At 72.6% G+C, this 12,807-nt stretch carries 10 protein-coding genes; 5 read left to right on the top strand and 5 right to left on the bottom strand.

Going from position 1 to position 12,807, the window contains the following annotated elements; genetic code table 11:
* Window positions 1-12: 12 nt before the first annotated feature.
* Complete coding sequence (locus tag H6A23_RS02770; RefSeq protein ID WP_204830679.1) at window positions 13-2,364, bottom strand: hypothetical protein; 2,352 nt, start codon at window positions 2,362-2,364, stop codon at window positions 13-15.
* A gap of 161 nt (window positions 2,365-2,525) precedes the next feature.
* Between H6A23_RS02770 and uvrB the strand changes: the two genes are divergently transcribed.
* The 3 genes from uvrB (at window position 2,526) to H6A23_RS02755 (ending at window position 6,356) form a co-directional block, all read left to right on the top strand.
* Window positions 2,526-4,760 (top strand): excinuclease ABC subunit UvrB, encoded by a 2,235-nt coding sequence (gene uvrB / locus H6A23_RS02765; protein WP_204830678.1) that lies wholly within the window; start codon window positions 2,526-2,528, stop codon window positions 4,758-4,760.
* A gap of 98 nt (window positions 4,761-4,858) precedes the next feature.
* Window positions 4,859-6,070, top strand: a complete 1,212-nt coding sequence (locus H6A23_RS02760) for an Mbeg1-like protein (protein WP_204830677.1) — start codon at window positions 4,859-4,861, stop codon at window positions 6,068-6,070.
* Window position 6,071: 1 nt separating this feature from the next.
* Window positions 6,072-6,356, top strand: coding sequence for a PTS sugar transporter subunit IIB (locus H6A23_RS02755; protein WP_204830676.1), 285 nt, complete (start codon window positions 6,072-6,074; stop codon window positions 6,354-6,356).
* A gap of 6 nt (window positions 6,357-6,362) precedes the next feature.
* Here the strand turns inward: H6A23_RS02755 and H6A23_RS02750 are convergent, their stop codons facing one another.
* From H6A23_RS02750 to H6A23_RS02735, 4 genes are all read right to left on the bottom strand, one after another.
* Entirely contained in the window at window positions 6,363-6,851 is a 489-nt protein-coding gene (locus H6A23_RS02750) for a GNAT family N-acetyltransferase (RefSeq protein ID WP_204830675.1), read from the bottom strand.
* A gap of 164 nt (window positions 6,852-7,015) precedes the next feature.
* Entirely contained in the window at window positions 7,016-8,677 is a 1,662-nt protein-coding gene (locus H6A23_RS02745; RefSeq protein ID WP_204830674.1) for an NAD(P)/FAD-dependent oxidoreductase, read from the bottom strand.
* A 353-nt stretch (window positions 8,678-9,030) separates the two neighbouring features.
* Complete coding sequence (locus H6A23_RS02740) at window positions 9,031-10,269, bottom strand: NAD(P)/FAD-dependent oxidoreductase (protein WP_204830673.1); 1,239 nt, start codon at window positions 10,267-10,269, stop codon at window positions 9,031-9,033.
* Window position 10,270: 1 nt separating this feature from the next.
* Window positions 10,271-11,152: an Mrp/NBP35 family ATP-binding protein gene (locus tag H6A23_RS02735; protein ID WP_204830672.1), complete on the bottom strand. Its 882-nt coding sequence runs from the start codon at window positions 11,150-11,152 to the stop codon at window positions 10,271-10,273.
* 133 nt (window positions 11,153-11,285) lie between these two features.
* Between H6A23_RS02735 and H6A23_RS02730 the strand changes: the two genes are divergently transcribed.
* Together H6A23_RS02730 and H6A23_RS02725 are read left to right on the top strand one after the other, a co-directional pair.
* Window positions 11,286-11,750 carry a YhcH/YjgK/YiaL family protein gene (locus H6A23_RS02730; RefSeq protein WP_204830671.1) on the top strand — a complete coding sequence of 155 codons (465 nt, stop codon included), beginning with the start codon at window positions 11,286-11,288 and terminating at the stop codon, window positions 11,748-11,750.
* A partial coding sequence (locus H6A23_RS02725) for an MBL fold metallo-hydrolase (RefSeq protein WP_204830670.1) occupies window positions 11,743-12,807 on the top strand: 1,065 nt, incomplete at its 3' end. The genes H6A23_RS02730 and H6A23_RS02725, both read left to right, overlap by 8 nt.

The following is a 12,807-nucleotide window of genomic DNA, read 5'->3' as shown; positions in this document are numbered from 1 at the left end:
GGGGAGGGCCTGCTAGGGCCGCATGAGCGACTGATGCACGTTGACGAGCGCGTCGTCCCGGCAGACCTCGAGAAGCGCCCCCGCGAGCGGCCGCGCCACGGAGAAGATTCCCGCGTCCGTGCAGGCCGCCACGGCGTCGCGCAGCTCCTCGCGCAGGGCCCCGACCGGTCCGGCGGGAAGGCCTCCCTCCTCGAGCGTGGGGATGACCTGCGAGTCCTCGAGCGGGGCGAGCGCGGGCGACTCCGCCTCAAGGAGGTCTCTCAGCTCCTGGCGCGCCTGGCCGGCGATTTCGCCGTGCAGGTCGATCGCGCGCTGGTAGCAGGCCACGGAGAGGTCGCCCCGCCCGAGCTTCCACTCCATGAACGCGAGCCGGTAGAAGCAGATTGACATGTCGCGCGCCGTGGCGGAGTAGCAGACCGCGTCGCTCAGGAGGTCGGCCGCCTCGAAGATACGCGCCTGCCCCTCGAGACAGCGCACCTTGCAGAGCGCGGCGTCCGGCGTCGCGGGGGCGACGCGCATGAGCTCCTCCGCGTGGGCGAGCGCCTCGTCGTGGCGGCCGAGCGCGTTGAGGATGCGCGCGGCCTCCGCGTGGGCGGCGTAGTACTCGTCCGGGACGAGGCGGACCCTGCGTCCCCCGTCGTCTGCCGTCCGGTTGTAGCGGACGCGCTCGGCGACGGAGTTGAAGTAGCGATAGACCGAGTCCCCGTCGTCCAGGTAGACCCCCATCTCGGTGATGGGGGAGAGGGCCCCCTCGAGCGCGTCGAGCGCGGAGACGAGCTCCTCGTGCGTCGGCTCGTCGGCGTTGACGGCCTGGCGCGCCCGGCGAGACGCCTCCGCGAGCGAGCCCCCGTCCACGAAGAGCAGGGCGAGCCCGCGGCGGTCGGCCACGTCCATCGTGCCGTCGACGAGCGCCTTCGCCGCGCGCTCGCACGCCTCGGCCACGGTGACGTCGTCGGTCGCCTCGCGTAGGGCGACGAGGCGCGAGACCGCCGTCGCCGTGGTGTCGCCGAGCTCGCGGACCACCTGGTTCCACGCGCTCGCGCGGCCGGCCTTCTCCATGATGCCGAGGTCGCTCACGCGCGCGGCGCCGCAGGCGCGCGCGACGGGGCCGGGCGCGGGGGAGTCGTCGAGCTCGACCTCGCGGTAGCGCTCGCGCGGGAACACCTCCTCGTCGCCGGGGCGCAGGTGGGGCTCCACGGGGGAGAGCCACCCGGAGTCCCCCGGCCGCGCGCGGAGTCCCGGGATGTCCGCGAGGTCGCCCTCGGCGGCGCGCGCGTCCCGCGCGAGGGCCGAGAGCACGTCGAGCGCATCCTTCGTCAGCTCGAGCGAGAGGAGCGTCGCCTCCCCGCCGAACTCGTGGCAGTTGACGACGGCCCGCGCGCCCTCGGGCATCGAGGCGAGCGCCATCCGCCCTACGAGGACGGCGCTCCTGAGCGCATAGGCGCGGGCCAGCGCCGCCCTCCGCCCCTTATCGCCCGCGAAGGGCGAGAAGCACGCGGGCCTTGGCACGGCGAGCTCCGCCACGACGAGCCCCCGCGCGACGTTGCACTGGAAGCTGGCGCCCACGCGGAAGGGGGCAGGCAGGTTCTCCAGCCGGTCCGCGAGGGAGAGCCGGCACGCCCACTCGCCCCCGCGCGCCTCCCCCTCGGAGAGAAACGCCATGACCGGACTCTCGTCGTGTTGGACGGGCCGCAGGTCCGCCACGCGCGCGAGCACCTTCGAGACGCGCCACTCGGGCGTCATGCGCTCGGGCCAGCTGCCGCGCTCGAGGTCCTCGTTCACGTTGAGCGCGGCCTCGACGGCGAGCAGGCGGTCGAGGTCCCCCTCGGAGAGCTCGTCCCCGCGCGGGGTGAGCCACCAGCGCCCGTTGCGCCGGAGCTTGTTCGCGCCCACGCTCGGGGCGTCCTCCCAGGACATGAGGCCCGCGCTCTCGAGGAGCTGGGGCAGGAGCTCGGAGCCCGCCCGGCCGCGGCCGTGGGCCACGAGGTCGCGCAGCGCCGCCAGCGCGTCGTCCGCATGGAGGAGCATGCCGTCGAGCTCGGCCCTCGCCGTCTCCGGCTGCTGGCTGGGCCCGTCCTTCTCGGCGTCCCCGGCGTCCTGCGTGGCGCTGGGGACGGGGGAGGGCGGAGCCGCCTCGAGGTCGCTCCCGGCGCGGCGCCTGCGGCGCACGATTGCCAGGTACGCGGCGAGGACTGCGATCCAGAGTGCGCCTGCGCCCAGGCGGGCGACCATGCGCGTCCCGTTGGGGTTGCCCCTCGCCACGAGCAGGCAGAGCGCCACCGCGGCAACGGCGACGAGCGTTATGGCGAGGGCCCGCCTCACGCCCCGTCCCCTCGTATCGTCCCTCTGCCCGTCCTGTGGCATGCGCCCTCCTCTCGCGGCTCTTCCGTTCCATCGTATCCCGTTCCCGCGCGGAGCCCCGCCGCGGGATTCGAGAACTCTACCCCAAAAAGAAAACAGGAACAAGTGTTTGGAGAAGGAGTTCTGGGGTACACTGTCTGAAGGTCGGCTGGAGAGGGGGTCGCATGACGCAGGATGGTTCCGAGCGCTTCGGCGGGGAGCTCGTGAGGTTTGGCAGGGAGTCCGGCGGGGAGGCGCTCACCGTGGTCTCGCCCTTCGAGCCGGCGGGCGACCAGCCGCAGGCCATAGAGAAGCTCGCCGACGGCGTGGAGCGGGGCCTGCGCTACCAGACGCTCATGGGCGTCACGGGCTCGGGCAAGACCTTCACCATGGCCAAGACCATCGAGCGGCTCAACCGCCCCACGCTCATCATGGAGCCCAACAAGACCCTCGCCGCCCAGGTGGCGAGCGAGATGAAGGAGCTCTTCCCCAACAACGCCGTCGTGTACTTCGTCTCGTACTATGACTACTACCAGCCCGAGGCCTACGTCCCGCAGACGGATACCTACATAGAGAAGGACGCCTCGATCAACGAGGAGGTGGAGAAGCTCCGCCACCAGGCCACCTCGAGCCTGCTCTCCCGGCGCGACGTCATCGTGGTGGCGTCCGTGAGCTGCATCTACGGCATCGGCAGCCCCCAGGACTACGCGGGGCTCGCCCCCAACGTGAGCAAGGACGAGCCGCTCGAGCGCGACGACCTCATCCGCGCCCTCATCGACATCCAGTACGACCGCAACGACTACGACCTCTCCCGCGGCACCTTCCGCGTGCGCGGGGACACCGTGGACGTGTTCCCGCCCTACGCGGAGAACCCGCTGCGCATCTCGTTCTTTGGCGACGAGGTGGAGCTCATCGCCGAGGTGGACAACCTCTCCGGCGAGGTCGTCCGCGAGTACGACGCCATCCCCATCTGGCCGGCCTCCCACTACGTGACCGAGCGACCCAAGATCGCGCACGCCCTCGAGACCATAAACGACGAGCTCGAGGCGCGCGTGGCCGAGCTCAAGGCCAACGACATGCTGCTCGAGGCCCAGCGCCTCGCCCAGCGCACGGGCTACGACCTCGAGATGCTCGAGACCATGGGCTACTGCAACGGCATCGAGAACTACTCGCGTCACCTGGACGGCCGGCGTCCCGGCGAGCCGCCCTACACGCTCATCGACTACTTCCCCAAGGACATGCTCTGCATCATCGACGAGTCCCACGTCACGGTGCCCCAGATCCGCGGCATGCACGAGGGCGACCGCTCGCGCAAGGTGACGCTCGTGGACCACGGATTCCGCCTGCCCTCCGCGCTCGACAACCGCCCGCTGCGCTTCGACGAGTTCGAGGAGCGCGTCCCGCAGTTCATCTACGTCTCCGCCACGCCGGGAGACTACGAGGAGTCCGTGACGCAGCAGGAGGTCGAGCAGATCATCCGCCCCACGGGCCTTCTCGACCCCAAGATCGACGTCCGCCCCGTGCGCGGGCAGATCGACGACCTCATCGCGGAGATCAAGGCGCGCGTGGCAAAGAAGGAGCGCGTGCTCGTGACCACGCTCACCAAGCGCATGGCAGAGGACCTCACCGACCACCTCCTCGACGAGGGCGTCCGCGTGAACTACATGCACTCGGACACCGCCACGCTCGACCGCGTGGAGATCATCCGCGACCTGCGCGTGGGCAAGATCGACGTGCTCGTGGGCATCAACCTCCTGCGCGAGGGCCTCGACATCCCCGAGGTCTCGCTCGTGGCGATCCTGGACGCGGACAAGGAGGGGTTCCTGCGCAACCGGCGCTCCCTCATCCAGACCATGGGCCGCGCGGCGAGAAACGCCCAGGGCGAGGTCATCATGTACGCGGACACCATCACGGACTCCATGCGCGAGGCCATCGGCGAGACCCAGCGCCGCCGCCAGATCCAGGAGGCCTTCAACGAGGAGCACGGCATCGTGCCGCGCACGGTGAAGAAGTCGATCACCGACGTCTCCTCCTTCATCTCGGAGGCCGAGGCCACGCTCGAGGGAAAGACGCGCGACCGCCACGGCACGGGCAGCCACGGCGCCTTCGAGACGCTCTCGGACGCCCCCGCAGCGGAGCAGGCCGACGACGGCGCCGCGACAGATTCCATAGCCGCCGAGCTCGCCCTGCTCTCCGAGCACGAGGTCACAGACGTCCTCGACGCGCTCGAGGAGGAGATGGCCGTGGCCTCCGAGGCCATGGACTTCGAGACCGCCGCCCGCATCCGCGACCAGATCGTCGCCATCCGCACGCGCGTGGAGGGGAGCTCGGCGGATGCCGTCATCGCCCGGCTGAAGTCCGGGGCGCGCAAGGGCTCGGCGCACGCCACGCGCCGCCGCTACCGCCCGCACAAGAAGTGACGCCGCGCGAAGGGGGCAGTCACTTCTGCACGCTCCCGCGCAAGAAGCGACTGCCCCCTTCGCACGCCTGCCCCCTTCGCACATGAGGAAGTGATTCGATGGCGCCGTTCTTCTCGCCGGACGAAGGGAACGTCTTCGGGTATCTCGCCCGCGAGTTCGAGACGCTTGACGAGCGCCCGCTCGGGGACGTGGACAGCCTCGTTCTCTCGTGCCTCTCGTACCTGCGCGTCCCCGAGGCGGCCGCGCGGGCGCGCACTTCCGAGGGCGCGCCGCTCCTCGACCTCTTCCGGGCGGACTGGCTCGACGCCATGACGCGCGGGCTCTGGTCCCCGGAGGGGCTCGCGCGCCTGCTCGGGGCCGTCGCCGCGAGCCCGCGCCTGCGCGAGCTGCGCGTCTGCCACTACGTCGAGGACTTCGACGAGGCGGCCGAGAAGCAGTTCTCCGCCTGCACGCTGCGCCTGCCCGGGGGTGGCGCCTACGTCTCCTTCCGGGGGACCGACAACACGCTCGTGGGATGGCGCGAGGACTTCAACATGGCGTTCGAGACCGGCGTGCCCTCGCAGCGCGCCGCGACGGCCTACCTCGAGCGCGTCGCGCCGACGGTGTCCGGCCCGCTCTTCGCGGGCGGCCACTCCAAGGGCGGCAACCTCGCGGTCTACGCCGCCTGCACCTGCTCTGACGCCGTTGCCGCGCGGCTCGCCCGGGTCTTCTCGCACGACGGCCCCGGCTTTACCGCCGAGACGCTCTCCTCGGAGGGCTGGCGCGCCCGCGCGGGGCTCGTCTCCAAGACGGTGCCGCGCTCCTCGCTCATCGGGATGCTCTTCGAGCAGCAGGAGGACTACGCCGTCGTGGACTCCTCGGTTACGGGCGTCTCCCAGCACGACCCGTTCTCGTGGGTCGTCGAGGGGTCGGACTTCGTGCGGCTCGAGGGGATCGGGCGCGGCGCGGGCTTCGTGGACGAGACCCTCAACGGCTGGATCTCCAGCATGACGCGCGAGGAGCGCGCGGGATTTGTCGACACGCTCTTCTCGGTGCTCTCCGCGGGAGGGGAGGCCACCTTCGCCGAGCTGGCGGGCAACTGGCAGAGCTCGGTCCCCGCCATGCTCCACGAGCTGGGCGGCCTTGAGCCCGGGCGGCGGGAGCACATCATGCGCGCGCTCGCGCTGCTGCTGCGCGCCGCCATGCCGGACCTCGAGCCTCCCCAGCTGCCCCAGATGCCCGACTTCTCGCTGCCGCGCTTCCCTGACCTTGAGGGCCTGCTCGCGGGTAAAATGGAGGGAGGGGACGCGACCGAGGAGACGGAGGTCTGACATGGCGGCAAGGATTGTGGTGACGTGTGGCTCGGGCGTGGCGACCTCCGAGATGGTCGCGGCCAAGATCAGGCGGCTCCTTGACGCCGAGGGCGCCGAGGCGGAGGTCGTGGCCGTGGACATCGCCCACGCCGACGCCGCCCTCGAGGGGGCCGACGCCTTCGTGCCCGTGGTCAAGCCGGAGCGCGAGTACGACGTCCCCACGGTGAGCGGCGTGGCCTTCCTCACGGGCATGAACCAGGAGAAGGAGCTCGCCCGCCTGCTGGAGATCGTGCGCGGGGCGTAGGGCCCGCTATCGCGCGAGGAGCATCTCGGCCTCCCGGAGCACGCCGTCCACGAACGTGCGCCCCGTGAGCGAGAAGCCCATGTGCTCGTAGAACCCGATGGCCCGCGCGTTGTCCTCGAGGACGAGCAGGGCGACCTCGGCATGCGGGCAGCGCGCGAGCGCGGCCTCCATGAGTGCGCGCCCCATGCCCCGGCCCTGGTGGGACCGCAGCAGGTAGATCGACGAGACTTCGGAGGCGTCCGGGCGGCCCGCCCAGGCGCGCGCCTCGGGCTCCCAGCTCGCAAACCCCGCGGGCCCGTCGCCGTCGCAGGCGAGCAGGATGCGCTCCCAGCCGATGCGACGCTGACGCGCGAGGATGCCCTCGTAGGTGATGTTCTCCCGCAGCCACGCGGCGGGCAGCATCCCCGCATACGCCTCGTCCCAGCACGCAACGTGCAGCCGCGCCTTCGCCTCGAGGTCCCCCTCCGTCATAGGACGAATTTCGATCGAGTCCATCCCGAACCTCCCAATCCCGGCGGCAGCCGCCGCCGAAGGACGCGCCCGTCTCGAGAAGACCGTGGCGCCAGACTCTGTGCCGTGGCCCGCGCCGCCCCGAGGTTCTTCTCGCGCGACTTCTGCGCAGCAGCGAGCAGCGAGAAGAACCTCGGGGCGGCGCGGGCCTATCGCGAGGAGTACCCCGCCACGATCTTCTCGGCGGCGAGGATGCCGTCGGTGGCGGCGCTCATGATGCCGCCCGCGTAGCCCGCGCCCTCGCCCACGGGCCAGAGGCCGCGCACGCCCACGCTCTGCCCGTCGTCCCCGCGCGTTACGCGCACCGGCGAGCTCGAGCGCGTCTCCACTCCCGTGAGCACGGCGTCGGCCGCGTCGAAGCCGCGAAGCCGTCGTCCGAGCACGGGAATCGCCGCGCGCAGCGTCTCCGTGACGTAGTCCGGCAGGCACGTGCCCACCTCGCCCCATGCCACGCCGCGCGGGTACGTGGGCGCGATGCGCCCGCCCGCCGTGGACGGCGTGCCGGCGAGGAAGTCGCCCACGAGCTGGGCGGGCGCCACGAAGCCACCGCCGCCTGCCGCGAAGGCCGCCCGCTCGCAGGCGCGCTGGAGCGCCACGCCGGCGAGCACGTCGTCGCCGGGGAGGTCTTCCGGGAAGACGTTGGCGAGCAGCCCCGAGTTGGCGTTTTCGCCGGCGCGGTCCGAGAGGCTCATGCCGTTGGTGCAGACGCCGCCCGGCTCGCTCGCCGCGGAGACCACGTAGCCGCCCGGGCACATGCAGAAGGAGAAGGCGCTCCGCCCGGAGGGGAGGTGGCAGGAGAGCTTGTAGGGGGCGGCGCCGAGGGCGGGGTGCCCCGCGGCGGCGCCGTAGAGCGCGCGGTCGACGTCCGCCTGGAGGTGCTCGATGCGCACGCCCATGGCGAAGGTCTTGCGCTCCATGGGCACGCCGCGCTCGCGCAGGAGCTCGAAGACGTCGCGCGCGGAGTGCCCGCAGGCCAGCACCACGCAGCTCGCGGGCACGAGCTCCTCGCGCACCGCGCCGTCCGGGCCCGTAGAGGCAAGCGTCACCGAGCGGACCTCGCCTTCGGTGACGTCCACGTCCGTCATGCGGCAGCGGCAGCGGACCTCGCCGCCCGCCTCCTCGATCTGCCGCACGATGTCTGTCACCACGGCGGGCAGGACGTCGCTTCCCACGTGGGGCTTGGCGTCCCAGAGGATCTCCCGCTGGGCGCCGGCCGCGACGAGCGTCTCCAGGATGAGGCGGTGCGCCGCGCTCCTGGTGCCGGTGTTGAGCTTGCCGTCGGAGAAGGTGCCCGCGCCGCCGACGCCGAACTGGATGTTGCTCTCGGGGTCGAGCGTGCCGGTCTCGTCGTGGCGGCGCACGGCCTCGGTGCGACGTGCCGCGTCGTCGCCGCGCTCGACGAGCAGCGGCTCGAGCCCCGCGCGGGCGAGCGAGAGCGCGCAGAAGAGCCCCGCGCACCCGGCGCCTACGACCACCGGCCGCGCCGCCGGGCGCGCGACGGGGGAGGGAAAGCCGTAGGGGGCCTCGTCCACGAGGCGCACGTTCTTCTCGGCACGCTTTCTGGAGAGGCGGGCGAGCAGGGCGCGCTCCGCCCCTGCGCCGCCCGCGAGCCCGGCGCGCAGCGTGAACGTGAGGTGGACGTCCCCCCGCTTTCGGGCGTCGATGGAGCGCCGGCGCCGCTCGACGGGGCCGAGGTCGCCCTCCTCCACGCGGAGCCTGCGCGCGAGGGCGCGACGGCACGCGGCGAGCTCGCGGCCGTCTGTGCCGTCGAGCGCAGAGAGCGGTATGCGGATTCCGGAGACCTCGAGCATGCGAGTCCTTTCCCTTGCCTGTGGGGACATTGTCACACATGTCTGCCCTCCCGGGACCGCGGTGGCGCTCGGCCGCGTCTCCGGGGACGGCGCCCCGGGCCGCTTTTGCGGGCGATTGGGTGGCATGTTTGATGCCGTTGGGAGGGACGGCGCGTCCCTAGGGCAAAAATTAAAGTCTTGCAATATAAAATGGCCAGATTCCCGGCGCGATTGGGCGGCATTCCTGATATTGACCGGGTTTTATATCAAGCATGCCACCCAATCGGAGAGGGATGCGGCGCAGGGGCGGTCACGTCCGGGCGAGAGGCGCGTCGCAGGGGCGGTCACGCCCGGGCGAGGGGGCGGCCACCGCGTCAGCGTACGGCCGCCTGGCGCCCGGCAGCGCGCGCCGCCGCGGCGCGCCCGGCCACGAGGCCGCTCCTCCACGCCCAGGCAAGGTTGTAGCCGCCGCAGGCGCCGTCGACGTCGAGCGCCTCGCCGCAGGCGAAGAGCCCGGGCAGCCCGCGCGCCTCGAGCGTGGCGGGGTCAAACTGCCAGGTGGCAAGCCCGCCGCGCGTCACCTGCGCGCGCTCGGGCTCGGCCGGGCCGCGCACGGCAAAGCGAAGGTCGCGCAGCGTCCCGGCGTCGTCTCCCAGCGCGCGGGCGACGACGGGGTCGACGAGCCCGGCGCAGCCCCCGGCCGCCCGCGCGAGGCGCTCGGCGCGGGCGGGATCCATGCCGCACGTGAGATCGAGCGAGACGACGTCGCCCGGCCGCGCCGCGCGGGAGAGGTCGAAGGTCACGATGCCCGAGAGCCCGTACGGCCGGAAGAGCGCCTCGCCCTCCTCGTGCGCCACCTCCGCGCCGTCCCGCAGCAGGCGGGCGGTCACGTGCGCGCGCCTGCCGTCGAGCGCCGCGAGCGAGACGCCCGCCCCGACGGGCTCGCAGGCGAGCGAGCAGAGCACGGGCTCGAGGGGCGCGTGCTCGAGGCCGAGGGCATCGAGCGCGCGTGCGGGGCCGCCGCCGACGGAGAGCACCGCGCACGAGGACACAACCTGACATTTTCCACCCATTTTGGGGTCGTTTTGGCAGGTTATGCGGCAGCGAGCCCCGTCCGTCGACACGTCGGCGACCTCGCGGGCGGGCGCCAGGACCGCGCCGGCCCGCCGCGCCCGGGAAAGAAGGACCTCGCGCACGGAGGCGGCCTGCCGCGAGAGCGGGTAGAGGCGCCCCGCGCCCTCCTCGGCCCAGGCGAGGCCGCACTCCTCGAAGAACGCGAGCACGTCGTCGCCGAACCCCGGCCCCGAGGCCGCCTCGACGAAGGCGGGGTCGTTGTAGCGCCCCCATGCCGGCGCGGGGCCGCAGAGCCGCGCGTTCATGAAGTTGCAGCGGCCGTTCCCGGTGGCGAGGATCGTGCGCCCGCAGGCGACGTCGCGCTCGAGCACCAGGACGGAGGCGCCCGACTCCGCCGCCGCGATGGCGGCCGCGAGCCCGGAGGCGCCGCCGCCGACCACGGCAACGTCATAGGCGTCGGCCACGCGCACGGCCGCCGCGGCCGCGAGCGCCTCCTCGCGCGCCCGCGACCGCGGGGCCCTCCTCGCCTGGCGCGCCAAGCTAGGCGCCCTGGGGACGGTCGCGCAGGGCGTCCACGAACTCTGCCGCGCTGACCACGGTGTCCACGGCCTCGGAGAGCGTGCCGGCGGGAAGCTCGTCCTCGAAGGTGCCGGTGTCGCAGGCGGCGGCGATCTTGGGGTCGATGGGCAGCTGGCCCAGGGCCTCGATCTCGAAGGCCTCGGCGGTCTCCTTGAGGCGCGAGGGGCCGAAGGGGTAGATCTTCTCGCCGCAGCCCGGGCACTCGACGTAGGCCATGTTCTCCACGAGGCCGAGCACGGGGACCTTCATCATGTTGGCCATGTTGACGGCCTTGCCCACGACCATCTGGACGAGGTCCTGCGGCGAGCTCACGATCACGATGCCGTCCACCGGCAGCGACTGGAAGACGGTGAGGGGCACGTCGCCCGTCCCCGGGGGCATGTCCACGAGCAGGTAGTCGAGCTCGCCCCAGGCGCAGTCCTCCCAGAACTGCTTGATGGCGCCGGCCACCACGGGCCCGCGCCAGATGACGGGGTCGGTCTCGTGCTCGAGCACGAGGTTGGCGCTCATGACCTTGATGCCGCCCTTGGTGAGGACGGGCACGATGAGCTCGTCCACGCCGCGCGCCCGCGCGCCGGAGAGGCCGAGCATCTTGGGGATGGAGGGGCCGGTGACGTCCGCGTCCAGGATGCCGACCTTGGCGCCGCGCCGCGCGAGCTCGACGGCGAGCGTGCCGCAGACGAGCGACTTGCCCACGCCGCCCTTGCCCGAGACCACGCCGATCACGTGGTGGACGTCCGAGTAGTCGTTCTGCTTGAAGAACTCCGGGGCCTGGGGCTGCCTCTGGCCGTGCAGCACCTCGTCGACCTCCTGACGGAGCCGCTCCTGATCGCTCTGTTCCATGGGATTCCTCTCCTCGGCGCCGCCCGGCGGCGCGTGTGTGCGACGTCTCGATTCTACCCAAGCGGCAGTCGCGGATGCCTCATACTGAGAAGAACAGGGCCCCGCGGCGGGGCCGCGCAAGGAGGGAGACACCATGATCTTCTCGTCGATCGACCACGCACGCGACAACGACCTCTCCGCGGGGCGCTTTGCCAAGGCGCTCGCGTTCCTCGCCAGGGAGGACCTCGCCGGGCTTGCGCCCGGGCGCCACGAGATAGACGGCGACGAGGTCTTCGCCAACGTCCAGGAGCTCGTGACCGTCCCGGCGGGCGAGAAGAACTACGAGGCGCACCGCCGCTACGCCGACATCCACTACGTGGTCAGCGGGACCGAGCTCATCTGCGTCGCGCCGGTGGGGGAGTGCGAGCCGGTGGGGGAGTTCTCCGAGGCGGACGACTTTGGCCTGTTCATGCCCGGCGCGCGCGAGGCGAGCGCCGTCCTCGTCGCCGGCGACATCGTGGTGACGCCCCCGTGCGACGCGCACAAGCCCGGCTGCTGCCCCGCGGGCACGGCACCCGCGCCGCTCAAGAAGATCTGCGTGAAGGTGCTCGTTGGCTAGCGCCGGCGGCGCCCCGGAGCAGCGCCTCGCCGGGGTGGCCGCGCCGGGCGAGGACTGGGGCTGCGGCTGCGGGCCGAACTGCTTCACGCTCGACGGGGACGGCTTCACCTGCCACCGCGTGCTCGACGAGCCGGAGGTCTGGCGCGTGGAGCTCCTCATGCACGACACCTTTCTGCCCTCGGTGAACGCCTTCGTGACGCTCGACGGCGGGGACGCGCTCGTGGTGGACACCGGCACGCCGGACCCGATGAACGACACGCGCCTCATGCGGGCGCTCCTCGGCCTGGGGGTCGACCCCACGCGCGTGACGCTCTTCTGCACGCACGCCCACATCGACCACGTGGGGCTCGCCCGCGAGCTCTCCGAGGCGGGCGCCCGCGTGCTCGTGCCCGAGGGCGTGCTCGCGGACATGCGGCGCTTCGCCGTGCCCGCCTGGCGCGACGGGATGGTCGCGCGCATGCGGGCCGAGGGCGTCGGCGACGCCGAGGCGGCCGAGCTCGCGGACGCGATCTGGGACCACGTGGTCAACTTCGAGCGCGAGGGCGTCCCGTTTGAGACGGTGGGGCCCGGCGCGCGCGTGCGCTGCGGCCGCTGGTCGTTCGAGGTGGTCCCGGCGCCCGGCCACACCGTCGGGCAGTGCGTGCTGTGGGAGCCCGTCACGCGGACGGCGCTTCTCGGCGACGCGGTGCTCTTCCTCTGCTCCACGTGCATCGGCTTCTGGGGCGAGGGGGAGGACCCCATCGGCGCGCAGCTCGCCACGCTCGAGCGGCTGGCGGCGCTCGGGATCGAGCGGGCCCTCATGGGGCACGGCCTCCAGGAGGGCCCGCTCGACGCGCGGTGCCGCGCCAACGCCGCGCACCACGAGCGCCGCAGCGCCCGCGCCCTGGCGGCGATCCGCGAGCGTGCGGGGCAGACGGGCTTCGAGCTCGTGCCGGCGATGGGCTGGCGCGCGCCGTTCGAGCGCTGGGCGGAGACGCCGGCCCTGACGCGGTGGTTCCTCGTCTCGGAGAGCATCGCGCACCTCGACCACCTCGTGGCCACCGGCGCCGCGCGCCGC

Origin of the sequence: Olsenella uli (assembly GCF_016900775.1) — a bacterium.
GTDB lineage: Bacteria > Actinomycetota > Coriobacteriia > Coriobacteriales > Atopobiaceae > Thermophilibacter > Thermophilibacter uli_A.
This window is presented reverse-complemented; position numbering and strand designations above follow the sequence as displayed.

What these genes read in the sequence shown, in the direction of transcription:
- H6A23_RS02770 (WP_204830679.1), bottom strand. Translation starts at nt 2,364, where the DNA reads ATGCCACAGGACGGGCAGAGGGACGATACGAGGGGACGGGGCGTGAGG.
- uvrB (WP_204830678.1), top strand. Translation starts at nt 2,526, where the DNA reads ATGACGCAGGATGGTTCCGAGCGCTTCGGCGGGGAGCTCGTGAGGTTT.
- H6A23_RS02760 (WP_204830677.1), top strand. Translation starts at nt 4,859, where the DNA reads ATGGCGCCGTTCTTCTCGCCGGACGAAGGGAACGTCTTCGGGTATCTC.
- H6A23_RS02755 (WP_204830676.1), top strand. Translation starts at nt 6,072, where the DNA reads ATGGCGGCAAGGATTGTGGTGACGTGTGGCTCGGGCGTGGCGACCTCC.
- H6A23_RS02750 (WP_204830675.1), bottom strand. Translation starts at nt 6,851, where the DNA reads ATGGACTCGATCGAAATTCGTCCTATGACGGAGGGGGACCTCGAGGCG.
- H6A23_RS02745 (WP_204830674.1), bottom strand. Translation starts at nt 8,677, where the DNA reads ATGCTCGAGGTCTCCGGAATCCGCATACCGCTCTCTGCGCTCGACGGC.
- H6A23_RS02735 (WP_204830672.1), bottom strand. Translation starts at nt 11,152, where the DNA reads ATGGAACAGAGCGATCAGGAGCGGCTCCGTCAGGAGGTCGACGAGGTG.
- H6A23_RS02730 (WP_204830671.1), top strand. Translation starts at nt 11,286, where the DNA reads ATGATCTTCTCGTCGATCGACCACGCACGCGACAACGACCTCTCCGCG.